The organism is Flavobacterium sp. KS-LB2 (assembly GCF_036895565.1).
GTDB lineage: Bacteria > Bacteroidota > Bacteroidia > Flavobacteriales > Flavobacteriaceae > Flavobacterium.
Genome location: NZ_CP145904.1, coordinates 1933393 through 1949384 on the forward strand (window position 1 = coordinate 1933393; position 15992 = coordinate 1949384).

The 15992-nt window shown below is 32.9% G+C and carries 18 protein-coding genes; 14 read left to right on the forward strand and 4 right to left on the reverse strand.

The genetic code is table 11. The features are described from left to right. Window positions 1–12: 12 nt before the first annotated feature. From V5J73_RS08205 to V5J73_RS08270, 14 genes are all read left to right on the forward strand, one after another. Window positions 13–198, forward strand: a complete 186-nt coding sequence (locus tag V5J73_RS08205) for a CsbD family protein (protein WP_338644875.1) — start codon at window positions 13–15, stop codon at window positions 196–198. 386 nt (window positions 199–584) lie between these two features. Next, window positions 585–1208, forward strand: coding sequence for a porin family protein (locus V5J73_RS08210; protein ID WP_338644877.1), 624 nt, complete (start codon window positions 585–587; stop codon window positions 1206–1208). 30 nt (window positions 1209–1238) lie between these two features. Next, window positions 1239–1391: a lmo0937 family membrane protein gene (locus V5J73_RS08215; protein WP_338644879.1), complete on the forward strand. Its 153-nt coding sequence runs from the start codon at window positions 1239–1241 to the stop codon at window positions 1389–1391. Between the two features lie 70 nt (window positions 1392–1461). Then, window positions 1462–1614, forward strand: a complete 153-nt coding sequence (locus V5J73_RS08220) for a lmo0937 family membrane protein (protein WP_338644881.1) — start codon at window positions 1462–1464, stop codon at window positions 1612–1614. A gap of 31 nt (window positions 1615–1645) precedes the next feature. Beyond that, a complete protein-coding gene (locus V5J73_RS08225) occupies window positions 1646–1924 on the forward strand; it encodes a YtxH domain-containing protein (protein ID WP_338644883.1) in 279 nt (92 codons plus the stop codon). A gap of 53 nt (window positions 1925–1977) precedes the next feature. Then, window positions 1978–2325: a hypothetical protein gene (locus tag V5J73_RS08230; RefSeq protein WP_338644885.1), complete on the forward strand. Its 348-nt coding sequence runs from the start codon at window positions 1978–1980 to the stop codon at window positions 2323–2325. Between the two features lies 1 nt (window position 2326). Continuing rightward, window positions 2327–2665: a hypothetical protein gene (locus V5J73_RS08235; protein ID WP_338644887.1), complete on the forward strand. Its 339-nt coding sequence runs from the start codon at window positions 2327–2329 to the stop codon at window positions 2663–2665. A 167-nt stretch (window positions 2666–2832) separates the two neighbouring features. Continuing rightward, complete coding sequence (locus tag V5J73_RS08240; RefSeq protein ID WP_338644889.1) at window positions 2833–3462, forward strand: diguanylate cyclase; 630 nt, start codon at window positions 2833–2835, stop codon at window positions 3460–3462. Window positions 3463–3782: 320 nt separating this feature from the next. Then, entirely contained in the window at window positions 3783–5474 is a 1692-nt protein-coding gene (locus V5J73_RS08245; protein ID WP_338644891.1) for an Ig-like domain-containing protein, read from the forward strand. 2 nt (window positions 5475–5476) lie between these two features. Next, window positions 5477–7510, forward strand: coding sequence for an OmpA family protein (locus tag V5J73_RS08250; protein WP_338644893.1), 2034 nt, complete (start codon window positions 5477–5479; stop codon window positions 7508–7510). Between the two features lie 231 nt (window positions 7511–7741). Continuing rightward, window positions 7742–8221, forward strand: a complete 480-nt coding sequence (locus V5J73_RS08255) for a nuclear transport factor 2 family protein (protein ID WP_338644895.1) — start codon at window positions 7742–7744, stop codon at window positions 8219–8221. After that, window positions 8211–8657 carry a DUF1572 family protein gene (locus tag V5J73_RS08260; protein ID WP_338644897.1) on the forward strand — a complete coding sequence of 149 codons (447 nt, stop codon included), beginning with the start codon at window positions 8211–8213 and terminating at the stop codon, window positions 8655–8657. Before V5J73_RS08255 ends, V5J73_RS08260 begins: the two co-directional genes overlap by 11 nt. Before the next feature lie 163 nt (window positions 8658–8820). Beyond that, on the forward strand, window positions 8821–10563 hold the full coding sequence (locus tag V5J73_RS08265) for an APC family permease (protein WP_338644899.1): 1743 nt from the start codon (window positions 8821–8823) through the stop codon (window positions 10561–10563). A 164-nt stretch (window positions 10564–10727) separates the two neighbouring features. Beyond that, window positions 10728–11798, forward strand: a complete 1071-nt coding sequence (locus V5J73_RS08270) for an AI-2E family transporter (protein WP_338644901.1) — start codon at window positions 10728–10730, stop codon at window positions 11796–11798. Window positions 11799–11817: 19 nt separating this feature from the next. Here V5J73_RS08270 and V5J73_RS08275 read toward each other — a convergent pair whose 3' ends face one another. The 4 genes from V5J73_RS08275 to menA all read right to left on the reverse strand — a co-directional run bounded on the left by V5J73_RS08275 (window position 11818) and on the right by menA (window position 15953). Further along, a complete protein-coding gene (locus V5J73_RS08275; RefSeq protein ID WP_338644903.1) occupies window positions 11818–12864 on the reverse strand; it encodes an o-succinylbenzoate synthase in 1047 nt (348 codons plus the stop codon). 89 nt (window positions 12865–12953) lie between these two features. Further along, complete coding sequence (locus V5J73_RS08280; RefSeq protein WP_338644905.1) at window positions 12954–14159, reverse strand: tetratricopeptide repeat protein; 1206 nt, start codon at window positions 14157–14159, stop codon at window positions 12954–12956. A gap of 111 nt (window positions 14160–14270) precedes the next feature. Continuing rightward, entirely contained in the window at window positions 14271–14948 is a 678-nt protein-coding gene (locus tag V5J73_RS08285) for a metal-dependent hydrolase (RefSeq protein WP_338644906.1), read from the reverse strand. Between the two features lie 45 nt (window positions 14949–14993). Further along, a complete protein-coding gene (menA, locus tag V5J73_RS08290) occupies window positions 14994–15953 on the reverse strand; it encodes a 1,4-dihydroxy-2-naphthoate octaprenyltransferase (protein ID WP_338644908.1) in 960 nt (319 codons plus the stop codon). Between the last annotated feature and the right edge of the window lie 39 nt (window positions 15954–15992).

Here is a 15992-nt window from a genome sequence, read left to right on the forward strand (position 1 = left end):
ACATCTAAAAAAATGAACTCAATAAAGCTAAAAGGAAATTGGGAAGAGCAAAAAGGAAAATTAAAACAAAAATTTGCCGCTTTAACCGATAATGATTTACTGTTTACAGAAGGTAAAAAAGAGGAAATGATGGAAAAACTCCAAATTAAATTGGGTAAATCCAAGGAAGAAATTCTTAAGATTATTCCATTTATCTAGTACATTTATTGTATAAGAACTTGTTTAACACTAGTAATAGATTCCTAAATCTAAACCGTTGTATAATTCAGACTAGCAATATAAAAATATTCTAGTTTGAATTATAAAATGACATCCAAAGCTATTTAAGCAGCTAGAAAGTAAAACATTTGACATTAAACATAATATAAGAAACTACAATAAGCAATAGTCAAAAAGAAGGACAAGTTTTTTTGCTCGTTTTTTTACATCTAAATCCTTTTTGATTAAAAATAGCTCCAAAATATTTACTGATCAATCATTTAAGGTGTGAATAATGTAAACTTAACCAAAAGTATTGTAACAAAGAAAGTGCGTAAGTTGATGATCTTTGTAATGTAATAATTCAATAACAAAAAACAATTAATATGAAAAATTCAAATAAACTGGTTTTCGCTTCTTTAGTGGCAGGCTTTATGTCTTTTACAAGTGTTCAAGCTCAAGATAAAACTGCTTCTTATGGTTTTAAGGGAGGCTTAAACTTCTCCAATCTATACACTGATAATGTAGATGATAATAATGTGTTGACCGGATTCAATGCAGGATTATACGCTAAATTTCCTATTACTAATTCTATCGCAATTCAACCTGAAATAAGCTATACTACCAAAGGTGCTGAATTAGTTTACAATAATACTTTTGCGCAAGGAACTGCTAAATTCAATATCAACTACATCGAAGTACCCGTTTTATTAGTAATGAATATTACAGATAATTTTAATGTGCATGTAGGTCCATACGCAGCCTATATGGTTAGTGGAAAAACAACTAATGATTCTAATTTTGGATCATCTCAAGCTGAATTAGATACTAATGACTTCAATAAGTTTGACGCTGGTCTTGCTGGTGGTGTTGGGATTGATTTAGATGTAGTGAACTTTGGAGTGCGATACAATTATGGATTAACTAGAATTGGAAAAGAAGATAGCTTTATTTCCTCAGATGCAAAAAACAGTGTTTTAAGCGCTTATATAGGTCTTAAACTAAACTAAAAAATAATAATTCAAAAAAAAATCATAATCATGAGCAATTTACTATACACAATCGCAGTAATATTAGTCCTTTTTTGGGCAATTGGATTCTTTGCATACAGCGTAGGATCAATTATTCACATTCTTCTTGTTATTGCAGTTATTGCAGTTATATTGAGAATCATTCAAGGCAAAAGAATCTAATATGATATGCCCTTATAATTAACCTACAAAACGAATCAAGTAAAAATAAATTCATTAAAAACTAGAAATCATGAGCAATCTTCTTTACACAATCGCAGTTATTTTAGTCATTTTTTGGGCAATTGGATTCTTTGCATTCAGCGTAGGTTCAATTATACACGTTCTTCTAGTCATTGCTGTTATTGCAATACTATTTAGACTTATACAAGGCAGAAGTCTCTAAATCAAATCGTTAAATAATAAAATACATATTTATGAAAGCAGATAAAATAATATTAGGAGTTTTAGGAGGCGTAGCCGTTGGAGCATTATTAGGAGTATTGTTTGCACCTGAAAAAGGGGACAAAACAAGAAAAAAAATTATGGACAAAAGCAACGATTATGCTGATGAATTAAAAGACAAATTAGATACTTTATTGGGGACAATAAATAAAAAGTATGAGAAAATTTGGAATGAAAGTGAAAATTTAATCGCCGAAGGAAAATCAAAATTTGATGATGTGAAACATGAAATTAAAAACACGAGTATCTAGAAAGACACTTGAATATTAAAATTTCACAAGTAAACACATTTACAATTTACACCATGGAAAACAACGCAACAACAATAGAAATGCTTTTTGAGAAAGCAGAGGATTATACTAGAACAACTGTAGAATTAGTGAAGTTAAATGCAGTAGATAAAACTGCTGATGTCATGTCCTCACTCCTTTCTCGATTAACTGTTTCTATTGTTTTTGTTATGTTTGCCTTTTTAGCTAATATTGGTCTTTCTTTATGGATAGGCGAATTATTAGGAAAAGTATATTTTGGTTTTTTTATGGTGTCTATTGGTTATTTCTTAATTTCATTAGTACTATATAAGTATAAAGATCAATGGCTAAAAATGCCAATCAGTAATTTTATCATTGTCAAAATGCTTAAAAAAAGTTAATATGAAAACCATTAGCGAGACAGACATTCTTAAGGAAACAATACAATTGCTTAAAATAAAACAAGCTAACGAATTAGTACTTCTTAAAGACCAGTATTATCATACGTATGAAAGTTTAAAACCTTTGAATATAATCAAAAATGCTTTGGGCCAAATGGCAACCTCATCAGATTTTAAAGGAAATATACTTAGTAATGTTATTGGTATTTCAACTGGTTATTTGACAAAAAAAGTTTTATTGGGATCATCACACAATCCTATCAAAAGAATATTGGGTACATTACTACAATTTGTAATTACTAATGTAGTTACAAAACATTCCGATAGGTCAAAATCATAATACCTATATTTTAGTTTTAAATTTATTTATCCGAATCTAATAATGAACTACGAATTTACTTGTAACTCTTTATTTATTCTTGTTTTTTTTTAAATAAACTCAAAAACTAAGATTTTAATTGATACTTTATTTTATTTAAGATTCTATCTTTTACAACCAATTTAAGCATGGAAAAAAGATTAAAAAAAGAAGCGTTATTAATTTTAAATAAAGAACTTGCTTTTCAAAACTTAAAAAAAGAAAAACAAGCTAAAGAACTGATTATAGCTTATAATGAACTTGCTTTTCAAAACTTAGAAAAGGAAAAACGTGCCGCTGAATTAATAATTGCAAATAAAGAACTAGCATTTCAAAACTTAGAAAAAGAAAAACGGGCCGCTGAATTAATAATTGCGAATAAAGAACTAGCATTTCAAAACTTAGAAAAAGAAAAACGTGCTGCTGAATTAATTATTGCTAACAGAGCACTTCTACTTCAAAATCAAGAAAGAGAAAAACAATCTGCTGAATTGATTATTGCCAATCAAGAACTAAAAAAAGCCGAAGAATATCAAATAGAATATATAAACGGACTAGAGCAAATTATGTTTATGACTTCTCATAAAGTTAGACAGCCCATTGCTAATATTTTAGGATTATCCTATTTACTTCATCATCAATCTGTAAATTCCCCAGATGAATTAAGAGAATCTCTAGATTACATCAAACAATCTGCTTTGAAGCTTGATGCTTTTACAAAAGAGCTCACCCAATTCATTTTTACTTTGGGAGAAAAAGGAAAAATTGTGTCTAAGTAAACATTTAGGGTAATAAAATTTAAAAAAAACAGGGTTTAACTTTTTCATTAAAGTTAAACCCTGTTTTTTTGTCTTTAGCAGTATTTACTACTGGTTTTTTCTTTAAATTATTTTTTTAGCACCTCTAAATTTAATCGGTAAAAAAAATCAAATAAGGTAATTCTTGCTTATTTTTTTTTTAAAAATTAATCTATTGACAATCATCAATAAATTTAAAATAAGTGAATTTAACAACTTCTATTTTTAATTATATAATAGGTATCGGGGACAACAAAACAATCTTTGCAGTACAAAATAAATAAACCCCAAAATTAAAAAAAATGAAAATTAAAAATTCACTAATCTCCTTTGCAATATTATGTATTGCATTAATTTCTGGATGTGCAAACGATGATTTCCAGGAGACAATTGGCGTATGTCCAGTTGTAGAATCGACAAGCCCAATAAATGGAGCTATTAATGTTCCATTAGACCAAACGATTACAGTAATCTTTAATGAAGAGATGAATGTTGCCTCCTTTAATCAATCATCTTTTACTTTACAAGGTACTACGGCAGTTGCAGGAACAGTTACATTTAGCGGAAAAACTGCTTCGTTTGACCCTACGAGCCCACTTGCACCAAATACAACTTACACTGGCGTAATTAAAACATCAGTTAAGGATATCATGGGTAATGCTCTACAGGAAGATTATGTATGGACATTTAGTACAGGTTCAACTGTAACACCAATGGTAATTTCTACAGATCCAGCTAATAATGCAACGAATGTATTCCTTAATAAAATTGTTAGTGCAAATTTTAATATGCCTATGAATCAGGCAACTCTAAACACCACAACTTTTACATTAAAACAAGGGTCTACATCAGTAGCAGGAGCAGTTTCGTATAACGGAACAACTGCTAATTTTACTCCGAACGCTCTTCTAGTGTCTAATACTATTTATACAGCTACGATAACAACCGGAGCAAAAAATGTTCAAGGAACAACAACAACCAGCAACTATACCTGGACATTTACTACGGGATCTATTACAGCTCCTAACGTAACTACTACTGATCCTGCCAACAATGCTTCTGGTGTTCCACTTAATAAAAACATTATAGCTAATTTTAGTATGGTAATGGACCCTTTGACTATTAACACTACTACATTTACACTAAAAAACGGTTCGGCAATAGTTACTGGAACAGTATCCTATTTAGGAACAACTGCTACATTTAACCCCAATAGTGATTTACTACCTGGAACTACTTATACAGCTACAATTAATACTGGTGCTAGAAACTTATCAAGTGTTCCATTAGCAAACGATTACGTTTGGGAATTCAGTACTAATACAGCAGTAGTTGGAAATACAGTAAATCTTGGGTCTGCTGAAAGATTTGGGATTTTAGCAGGAGTTGGAGTAAGTAATAATGCTGGTTTCAGTATAATCAATAATATGGACGTTGGTATAAGCCCCGGAGTTCGTTCTTCTATCACAGGATTTCCTCCTGCAGTTATAGTTAATGGTGCTATTTATGCTTCTGATGATATTGCCCCTGTAGGAATTGCTGCTATGTTAACACAAGCTAAACTAGACCTTACTAACGCGTATCTTTTTGCCGAAGGAGCTTCATATAGCGCGCCTATAACGGTTTCTGGAGATCAGGGTGGAAAAACACTTGTTGCAGGTATTTACAAATCAACATCTACACTTTTAGTTCAAAATGGTGATTTAACTCTTAGCGGTAGTGCAACTGACGTTTGGATTTTCCAAATAGCCTCTGCATTCACAACTGTTGGTGGAGCTGGTGGAAATATAAAGCTTACAGGTGGAGCACTTGCTAAAAATGTCTTTTGGCAAACGGGGAGTTCAGCAACTATTGGAGATTACACTTCTTTTGTAGGCAATATATTGGCCCTACAATCTATTACAATGGGATCGTATTCTACTGCACAAGGTAGAATGCTTGCAAGAAATGGAGCTGTTGTAATGACTCATACTAACATAATCACAAAGCCTTAAAAATGAAAACTAAAACAAATCTTAAAGATGGATCATGTATTGCATGGTCCACTAATAAACTAACTTTCAAAAGTATTGCAATACTTACTTTAGCATGGTTAGGCGTTCAAACATCAATACAAGCACAAGAAGTTCAAGAGGTTAAATTTGCAAAACCTTCTTGGTATTTTGGACTTGCTGGAGGAGCTAATTTTAATTTTTATCGTGGTTCAACAAATCAGTTAAATGCTGGTTTTACTCCGCCTGCAACATTTCATGATGGAAATGGCACCGGGCTTTTTATAGCACCACTTTTAGAATATCGTCCAGCTGATTCCAAATGGGGAGTTATGTTACAAGCAGGTTATGATAGCCGCAAAGGTTCTTTTGACCAAGTAGTTACAGCATGTGATTGTCCTGCTGATTTATCTACTAATCTTAGTTACATAACAGTAGAACCAAGTGTACGTTTTGCTCCTTTTAAATCTAATTTTTATCTGTATGGTGGTCCTCGTTTGGCTTTCAATATGGACAAATCATTTTCGTATCAATTAGGTGTAAATCCGGCATTTCCTAATCAAGTAGTTTCTCCTGAAGTAACAGGTGAATTTAGTGAAATTGAAAAAACTATTTTATCCATGCAAATTGGCGCTGGATATGATATTCCGCTTTCTTCAGATCGCAATAAAACACAATTTGTATTGTCTCCTTTTGTTTCTTTCCAACCTTATTTTGGTCAAAATCCTCGCGCCACAGAAACTTGGAACATAACTACTATCAGAGCTGGAGTTGCACTTAAATTTGGACAAGGAAAAAACATTCAAGAAGCAACGGATATGGTTAAAGACCGTGAAGTGCAGTTCTCCGTAAATTCTCCTAGTAATGTTCCTGCAGAAAGACAAATGACTGAAATTTTCCCGCTTAGAAACTATGTTTTCTTTAATGAAGGATCAACAGAGATTCCAAATCGTTATGTTTTACTGACAAAAAATCAAGTAAAAGACTTTAAAGAAGACCAATTAGAGACATTTGCGCCAAAAAATTTATCAGATCGTTCTAAACGCCAAATGACTGTTTATTATAACGTTCTGAATATTCTTGGAGACCGCATGCAAAAAAATCCTTCATCGACAATTACTTTGGTAGGATCATCTAATAATGGAAATACAGATGGTCTTACTATGGCAGAATCTGTAAAAACCTATTTGGTAAATGTGTTTATAATAAATCCAGGTAGAATTACAACTAAAGGTCAAAGTAAACCAAATATCCCATCAGAACAGCCAGGAGCAACACTAGAATTAGTTTTACTACGTGAAGGAGATCGTAGAGTTTCTATCGAAAGTAATTCTGCTGATTTGTTGATGGAGTTTCAAAGTGGTTCAGATGCGCCATTGAAACCAGTTCAAATTATAGCTCCAAAAGAAGCACCTTTGGAAAGTTATGTTACTTTCAATAATAAAGGAGCTGGGGAAGCATTATCGTCTTGGTCAATACAAATAACTGACGAGCAGGGAAAAATTCAGTCTTTTGGACCTTACACGCAAGATGAGGTAAGTATTCCAGGAAAAACAATTTTAGGTACCCGTCCAGAAGGAGATTACAAAGTAAAAATGATTGGCCAGACTAAAAGTGGTAAAATTATAGAAAAGGAAACTCCTGTTCACATAGTACTTTGGACTCCTGCAAAAATGGAGGAAGGCATTAGATATAGTATCATCTATGAATTCAATAACTCTAAAGCGATTTCATTGTATGAAAAATATCTTAATGAAGTAGTTACACCTAAAATTCCTGTTGGAGCAACTGTAATTATTAAAGGTCATACCGATATTATTGGTGAAGAAGTTTACAATAAAGATTTGTCATTAGCTCGTGCAAACGATACAAAAACTATCATTGAAAACGCTTTAAATAAAGCAGGTAGAAAAGATGTAAAATTCGATGTATCAGGTTATGGTGAAAATGAAAATAAATCTCCTTTTGAGAACAAAACTCCAGAAGAACGTTTTTACAATCGTACTGTAATAATAGATATTATTCCTGCTATTAAATAAGCCAGAGTAAAAGAATGCCAATTAATAAATTATAAAAGAGGATAGACTATTAAGTTTCTATCCTCTTTTTTTATATAAAATTGAGAATCTTTCCCCGAATATAATCTGATGAAAATTAATCTTAGTATTTTAAAAAAGTTATAATTTAGCTTCAATTTTTTATACATTCCTTTTTCAAAACCTGAATTTTAACAAAATAATTATTATTTTTACTATTTACTTTATGCAGATATGACCCAAAACGAAAAAACCCTCATTAAGTTCTATACCGCTTTTGCCAATGCCGATGCTTCAACTATGTGTGAATGCTATAATTCTAAAATTGAGTTTCGCGATCCTGCCTTTGGTTTATTAAAAGGAAAAGATGTTTGCCAAATGTGGAACATGCTCATTGAAAAAAGTAAAGGAAATATAAAAATTGAATTCTCAGCTATAAAAGCCGATGAATACATTGGTTCCGCACAATGGATTGCTACCTATAACTTTAGTAAAACAAATAGAAAAGTGGTAAATGTTATTCGTGCACAGTTTCAGTTTAAAGATGGACTAATCATAAAACATACGGATGATTTTGATATCTGGAAATGGTCCAAACAAGCTTTTGGAATTACAGGATATTTATTAGGTTGGACTGGTTATTTTCAGAAAAGAATACAACAACAAGCATTACTATCGTTGAAGAAATATAAAGAGGCTAAAAATGCCAATTGAAAGTTTAAAAATACTATTTAACAGAGATTTAAATCAGCTAAAAACCGAAATAGAGTTGTATCAAAATGAAAGTGATATTTGGACAATCCAAAAAGGTATCTCTAATTCAGCCGGAAATCTTTGCTTGCATTTAGTGGGAAATCTAAATACATATATTGGTGCCCAATTTGGAAATACTGGATATATAAGAAACCGTCCATTAGAATTTTCGCTGAAAAATATTCCAAAAACAGAATTACTATCAAAAATTGAAGCAACTATTATGATTGTTGATAATTCGTTAACAAACATCTCCGAAGAAGATTTGAAAATGGAATTTCCACTTTTAGTTTTTAAAGAAAAAACTTCAACCGAGTTTATGCTTATCCATTTGACCACACACCTAGCTTATCATTTGGGGCAAATCAATTACCACAGGCGATTATTGGAATCTTAAAATCCAATTTAAAGACTATCTTCAAAATTAATATGTAACTTTCATTAAAAAATAATTGAGAAATCGTTTATCTCTATCGTATGTACTTAAAAATTAGTTTTTTTTTGTAAATACTTAACTAGCAATTGAGACACAAATAACGAGATAAATTAAAAAATCTATAATGAAAACAATAGTACATAAAAAATTAAATGAATTGCAAGCAACCGCTATTTGTGGAAATGATATTAGTTCGTCCTGTCTTTATGTTTCGGCTCTTACCATTATGTATGCGGGACAATATGCGTGGATTTCATTACTTTTTGTAGCAGTTGTCCTTTTTTTATTCAGAAAAATTTATGGTGAAGTAGTAGGTGCCATTCCACTGAACGGTGGCGCTTATAACGTATTATTAAACACTTCTTCCAAAAGAATGGCATCGCTTGCAGCTACATTAACAGTTTTGTCATATATGGCTACGGCGGTAATCTCCGCTTCAGAAGGCATGCATTATCTCCATGGGATAGTCCCTGGAATTGATATCACAATAACTACAATACTTGTTTTAGTCGCTTTTACCGGTTTGGCAATTTTAGGAATTGGAGAATCATCTTTTGTCGCTGTCTTTATTTTTCTGACTCATATAATCACACTTAGCTTATTAGTATTCGCCTCTGTATGGTTTCTTTTTAATCATGGTTTACAAACTTTTCATATCAATTGGAATCTTCCTTTTACTTCAAGCGGGATTGTTAGGGCACTTTTCTTAGGTTTTTCTGCTGCAATGTTAGGGATTTCAGGTTTTGAAAGTTCTTCAAATTTTGTTGAAGAACAAGAACAAGGTGTCTTTCCAAAAACACTCCGTAATATGTGGGCTGTAGTGAGTTTCTTCAACCCTTTGCTAGCTTTGTTATTAATTTGCATCATCCCCCTGGCAGAAGTTGGTGAACATAGAGAATCTTTACTTGCCTTTTTGGGACAAACAACTGGTGGAACGTGGCTTGCTTACCTTATTTCCATCGATGCTGTTTTGGTATTATGTGGAGCCGTACTAACATCATTTGTGGGGGTTTCCGGATTGCTGAATCGTATGACTTTAGACAGAATCCTACCCAATTACTTTTTAAAACAAAATAAGAAAGGATCTAACTATAGAATAATTATTACTTTTCTAATATTATGCATTTCTGTATTATTTGTTACCGGTGGAAATCTAGTGGCACTTGCCGGTGTTTATACATTCTCTTTTCTGGCAGTAATGGGATTATTTGGCATTGGAAATTTATTACTGAAATTTAAACGAAAAAAACTGCCCAGACCTGAAAAAGCTCGTGGAATTTCTGTAATTATTGCCGTCTCATTAGTAATTGCTGCTTTTGTAGGTAATATCCAATTAAATGTTGATTCCTTTTATACTTTTATCAAATATCTTATTCCTTCATTGTTATTTGTTGGTATCATGTTAAATAGATCATTTTTAATACAACTATCTATGGATGCCTTAGAATATTTTTACAAACCTCTGCGGCGATTCGTTATATTCAGTAATCGCTATTTGATTAAAATGAATAAAAAAATTCATTCACAGGAATTTGTTTTCTTTACGAAAGGTGACGATGTAGCTATATTAAACAAGGTTATGCAATATGTAGAAAATAATGAAACGACAAAAAAATTAAAAATTGTCAATATAAAACGGGAAGGCGAAAATAATGAGTCACTCATTATTGATCTTAAAGTTCTAGACCGTGCTTACCCAGAAATTGATATTGAGTTCATTGAATTAGAAGGTACTTTTGGTCCAGAAATCATTGATGATTTATCAAAAAAATGGAATATTCCTAAAAATTTCATGTTTATTGGCTCTCCTGGTAACCGATTCTCCTATAGAGTTTCAGAATTAGGTGGTGTTCGTTTAATTATGTAGACTAGAAGCGGTTAGGACAAAAATATTGAAATTCAAACAAATAGATAAATTAATTTTAATCCGCTATATTTGTTAAACTAGAAAAATGTCATTTTCGTTTCAAAAAAATAGCATCCATACTTTTATAAAAGGAATTTGAAATAACGGTTATAATACATATTTATATGTTAGAATCTTCTAAAATACCCATTCCATTTCAATCTAACAGGAAATTTTCTATTTTAGAAATCCTTCAGTTTATCGTATTATCAGCTTTGATTTTGTACTTTGGAAAAACACTATTTATTCCGCTAAGTTTTTCATTGCTTATTAGTTTTATTTTATATCCAATCTGTAAATGGATGGAAACAAAAGGAATTAATAAAGGAATGACCATTATTATTTCAATCTTAGGCGTTACACTTGTGGTAAGTGCTTTACTTTATCTATTATTTGTACAGTTCTCAGAGTTTTTACACGAATGGCAATCTTTAAGAACCAAAATCACTGAAACAACACAGCAATTGAGTCTTTTTGTTTCAGAGCGATTTGATATTAGTTTAGAAAAACAAAGGGATTTTATCAACAATACACTCAACAACTCCGGTTCGCAAGCTTTTTCTATAGTACGAAATACCGCATATTCCTTATCCGAAGGAGTATTTTTTCTGATAATGATACCTATTTTTTCAGCATTGATACTTTTTCACCGCAACTTACTATCAAAAGCTTTGTATGAACTTTTCCCTTCAGAACAAAAAAACACCATTCATGAAATCCTTATCGGAACCATTCATGAATACTATAATTTTATCAAAGGAATGCTATTAGTATATTTGATAGTAGGCTTATTAAACAGCATTGGGCTATGGATTATAGGGGTACCAAATCCCTTCTTATTTGGTTTTATTGCTTCTATACTCACCTTTATTCCCTATGTCGGAATCATGATCTCATCACTCTTGCCTATTGCCGTTTCTTGGATAACATACAATTCTATTTGGTATCCATTGGCCGTTATTGCAGTTTTTTCTATTGTTCAAGCACTCGAAGCCTATATTATATTTCCATTTGCGGTAGGAAGCCGCTTAAAAATAAATACGCTAGTCATTATTATTGTAGTAATCGTGGGAGGGATTTTATGGGGTGCCGCTGGCATGATACTGTTCATTCCATTTACAAGTATTATAAAACTGATTGCAGACCGCACACCAAGCCTAAAGACATTATCGCTTTTGTTAGATGATGGTGAATAGAAGTAAACGGAACAATAATCTATTCCAAAAGATCAAAATCAAACGCCCAATCCAACTCCTTTTTATACCACAATTGCCCTTGCGAAACTTCCAGCGGACAATCAAAATTATTGGTATAAAGTGCTCCAGTTCCTAATCCTTGTGGCATTAAACTGTGTTGTAAAAACGTCCATTGTGCAATGGCATTGAGTCCAATATTACTCTCTAATGCTGAGGTAATCCACCACCCGATTTTATGCTTTTCAGCTAATGAAATCCATTCTTGCGTACCTCGAAAACCACCCACAAAACTAGGCTTCAAAATGATGTATTGCGGCTTGATTTTTTCTAACAATTGCTCTTTTTCAGCCAAAGTAAACACACCAATCAACTCTTCATCCAAAGCAATAGGAAAAGGAGTGACTTTACATAACTCTGCCATCCTGTCAGTATGATTTTTTTGTATTGGCTGCTCTATGCTATGTAATTTAAATTCAGACAGTTGTATTAATCTATTTAAAGCCAAGTCTGAATCAAAAGCGCCATTAGCATCTACCCGAATTTCGACTTGTTCCGGAGTAAAATGCTCCCGAATAAAACGCAATAATTGCAGTTCTTTATCGAAATCTATCGCTCCAATTTTGAGTTTGATACATGTGAAACCCTGTGCTAGTTTTTCCTCAATTTGTTGCTTCATAAAAGCCTCCTCGCCCATCCAAACCAAACCGTTAATCACCATTGATTTTGTACCATTTGTAAAGTCCGAAGGAAAGAGTAAAAAAGGAGTCGCGCTCACTAAAGATTGGAACGCCATTTCCACTCCAAATTGTATCGAAGGAAAGTCCAATAATGCTTCCCAAAGTTGCTCTTTCCCTAAGTGAATATTAGCGCAAGTCCATTGCAATTTTTCTTCATAATCTGGCCGATCATCAATACTCAATCCACGCAGTATGCCGCACTCGCCAATCCCTTTTTTACCATCTTTTTCTAAGACAATAAACCAAGTTTCCTTTTCGGTCATCACGCCACGGGAAGTTCCTGATGGACGTTTAAAATTAAGAATGTATTTGTGGTAGGTTGCTTTCAATTTTATTTTGGATTTAAGATTTTAGAAAATAGATAGTAGAATTCAGAAACACCTGTCTTTTTACTCCTTACTCTTTGTTCTTTGTTTGCCTAGTCTATTAACTTCAAAACGCGTTCAAAATCCTTATTCTGAATTCCCATTTTTTTGAAAGCCTCAAAATCTTGTTTTATTTTCTGAGTCCAACTCAAGCTATCTGTTACGTTTTGCGATTGGTATTTTTTATAAATAGCTTTTGCTGACGAAAAGTTATCATTTAATAAATAAGCGTGTGCCAAATTTAGTTTAATCAATAACTCCGCATTATCCAGCTTCTCGCCTTCTTTTAGGAATTTAATCGCTTTTCCATATTGCTTTGTCAAAAGATAACTACTCCCAATAGTATTGTAATCCAAAGCAGTTGCTTTACCATCATTGATTATCGTTGTCAGTTTTACTATAGCTTCACCGTGCTTTCCTTGCTTGGTTAATCCAGTAGCTTGCTTGCGCAAATCGTCATACACACTTTTTGAGAGACTGCTTTCGCCAAAACAACTGTTACCAAAATCTTTAAATGCCTTAGCGCGCTCTACAGCTAATAATTTTTGAAATTCCTTAAAAGTGTACTTCGATTGGATTTTATCCGAAATACAGACACAAAAATCATCCGAATTGGTCATTTTTTGAGCCAAGTTAGAAGTTTTACACTGATCTATGATTGCTTTTCTGTTTTCAACAGTCCAACCTCGACTGAGTTTGTTATCAACCCAAGGCACTACTTCTAGAATGATTTTTTGGTTCATGATCCAGTTTTTACTCTCGAAACCAAACCACAAATTCCCAGCATTCAATTTCATACAAGCCGATTTATCTGCAGATAGCAGTTTTGCATCTTTGCTAATTGGAGTATCTTGAACTAAACAAGCATCAGCTGTTTTTCCGTTTTCTTTATATTTCGAAGCCAAGTCAGCACTGGAAAAAACTACATATTTACATTTGTCATCTCCTGAGATTTTAGACAAAATAAAAACTGCTCCTGCTGACCCTTGACTGATTCCCGTTGGGTCTGGAATCGCCTTTAACACCGAAACTAAACTGCCCGCCATTTGCTGATTTTTATCCAAAAGTGTTATCCTGAAAACAACTTCAGTAGTTCCTTCTGGGAAATCTTGGGTTTTGATAACGATTCGGTCTCTCGCCGAAACTGTAATTTCTTCGGTTGTAGCACGGGTTTTATCCCAATAGCCGTCTTTTTGAGAGAAACTAGTCTGAAAAGCGAGTGCAGTTACCAGCAAAAAAATTCCTTTTATCCTATTCATGTTTTTGATTAACGAGTTTTTTAGCCCTGATAGCAGCGGTATCCTTTACTTGCTTTTTTTTTTAAGCAAGTAAAGATACTAGCGGATAGCAGGAAACAGCTCCAAAAAAAATTACAATTCGATTGAACTCCCTATTTCCAGCAACATTAAATCTTTTCCTTTATTGAAAAATTTACGGATAGATTCCTCATGATCAATTTCGATATAACCGAAAGTATCGTAATGATACCCCAGAATTTTATCGCAATCCAAGAAATCAGAAGCGATGATGGCATCCTCGACATCCATGGTGAAATTATCGCCAATTGGCAAAATCGCCAAATCCAATTTAGTGCGCATCGGAATGAGTTTCATGTCCATAGTAAGCGCGGTGTCACCTGCAATATAGATATTTTTATGTTCGCCCTCAATAACAAAACCACCCGGATTTCCTCCGTAGCTACCATCAGGAAATGAACTGGAATGAATGGCGTTTACGTATTTCAGTTTTCCAAAATCGAAATTCCAACTTCCACCGTGATTCATGGGATGCGATTGAAAACCTTTTGCACCATAAAAACCCGCAATTTCAGCATTGGAAACAATTACTGCATTCGTTCTTTTAGCAATGGCCTCAACGTCGAGAATGTGATCTCCATGCGCATGCGTTACTAAAATATAATCTGCTTGCAAAGTATCAATGTCTATGTGTGCTGCATTTGGATTAGCTGAAATATAAGGATCTACAATAATATGCTTCCCACCCACTTCTATTCCTAATGATGCATGACCGTAAAATGTTATTTTCATATTAATTAATTTAAAAATTGAATGATTAAGTATTTGATTTTTATTTTATCTTCCGCCTAAAAAGAGATTCACAATTATATCTTGAATCAAGGAAACCATACACAACGCCAATAGAATAGAAAGTGCAAAAGTACTCAAGGCAAGTTTCTTTAATTCAGGATCTAATTCCTTAGGATTTTGATTCTTATAGACCGTAATTAAATGTTTAGTTAAAGGAATGTAAGCCAATAAAAACAAGTATTGATCCAAACGATATTCGCTTAAAATTGCAAAAATCAAAATCAAAATCATTGCTGAAACAATTAGAAAATAGTGGTATTTTTTAGCTTTGGCTCCACCAATTTGAACTACGATTGTATTTTTATTTGATTTTCTATCAGACGCTTCATCTCGCATATTATTCAAGTTTAAAACCCCAGTACTCAACAAACCAATGGCAGCCGCCGGTAAAAATAAATCAAAATCCAATTGCTTGGAATATAAAAAATTGACTCCAAGTGTACTGACCAATCCAAAGAATACAAAAACGAATGCATCTCCAAAGCCACGATAACCATAAGCAGTATTTCCAACGGTATATCGAATTGCCGACACTATAGAAAGAATTCCCAATACTAAATAGAATAAGGAATACCATAAATTTGTATCCGTAAACGCATAATAAATCAGCAACATAGCCGAAAACAATGTCAATGTAGATGTGATTATAATAGCACGTTTCATAGCTTGTGGTGTTATCACACCGCTTTGTATCGCACGCTTTGGACCTACTCGATCCTCATTATCTGTTCCTTTTACGCCATCGCCGTAATCATTAGCAAAATTAGAGAGTATTTGCAAACCTAAAGTGGTTAGTATAGCAAATCCAAAAATGGTCCAACTAAAGACTTCTGTAGGAGTTTCAATATTTTCTGTAGGTCTCAACGCATACATACTACCTACTATTATTCCAGAAACCGATAAGGGCAATGTACGTAATCGTGCGGCTTCAATCCAATGTTTCATATTTTTTATTTAAAAGTTTGAGGTCTAAAACTCAAGATT

Coding starts and splice junctions, on each gene's coding strand:
- V5J73_RS08205 (WP_338644875.1), top strand. CDS start 13: ATGAACTCAATAAAGCTAAAAGGAAATTGGGAAGAGCAAAAAGGAAAA.
- V5J73_RS08210 (WP_338644877.1), top strand. CDS start 585: ATGAAAAATTCAAATAAACTGGTTTTCGCTTCTTTAGTGGCAGGCTTT.
- V5J73_RS08215 (WP_338644879.1), top strand. CDS start 1,239: ATGAGCAATTTACTATACACAATCGCAGTAATATTAGTCCTTTTTTGG.
- V5J73_RS08220 (WP_338644881.1), top strand. CDS start 1,462: ATGAGCAATCTTCTTTACACAATCGCAGTTATTTTAGTCATTTTTTGG.
- V5J73_RS08225 (WP_338644883.1), top strand. CDS start 1,646: ATGAAAGCAGATAAAATAATATTAGGAGTTTTAGGAGGCGTAGCCGTT.
- V5J73_RS08230 (WP_338644885.1), top strand. CDS start 1,978: ATGGAAAACAACGCAACAACAATAGAAATGCTTTTTGAGAAAGCAGAG.
- V5J73_RS08235 (WP_338644887.1), top strand. CDS start 2,327: ATGAAAACCATTAGCGAGACAGACATTCTTAAGGAAACAATACAATTG.
- V5J73_RS08240 (WP_338644889.1), top strand. CDS start 2,833: ATGGAAAAAAGATTAAAAAAAGAAGCGTTATTAATTTTAAATAAAGAA.
- V5J73_RS08245 (WP_338644891.1), top strand. CDS start 3,783: ATGAAAATTAAAAATTCACTAATCTCCTTTGCAATATTATGTATTGCA.
- V5J73_RS08250 (WP_338644893.1), top strand. CDS start 5,477: ATGAAAACTAAAACAAATCTTAAAGATGGATCATGTATTGCATGGTCC.
- V5J73_RS08255 (WP_338644895.1), top strand. CDS start 7,742: ATGACCCAAAACGAAAAAACCCTCATTAAGTTCTATACCGCTTTTGCC.
- V5J73_RS08260 (WP_338644897.1), top strand. CDS start 8,211: ATGCCAATTGAAAGTTTAAAAATACTATTTAACAGAGATTTAAATCAG.
- V5J73_RS08265 (WP_338644899.1), top strand. CDS start 8,821: ATGAAAACAATAGTACATAAAAAATTAAATGAATTGCAAGCAACCGCT.
- V5J73_RS08270 (WP_338644901.1), top strand. CDS start 10,728: ATGTTAGAATCTTCTAAAATACCCATTCCATTTCAATCTAACAGGAAA.
- V5J73_RS08280 (WP_338644905.1), bottom strand. CDS start 14,159: ATGAATAGGATAAAAGGAATTTTTTTGCTGGTAACTGCACTCGCTTTT.
- V5J73_RS08285 (WP_338644906.1), bottom strand. CDS start 14,948: ATGAAAATAACATTTTACGGTCATGCATCATTAGGAATAGAAGTGGGT.
- menA (WP_338644908.1), bottom strand. CDS start 15,953: ATGAAACATTGGATTGAAGCCGCACGATTACGTACATTGCCCTTATCG.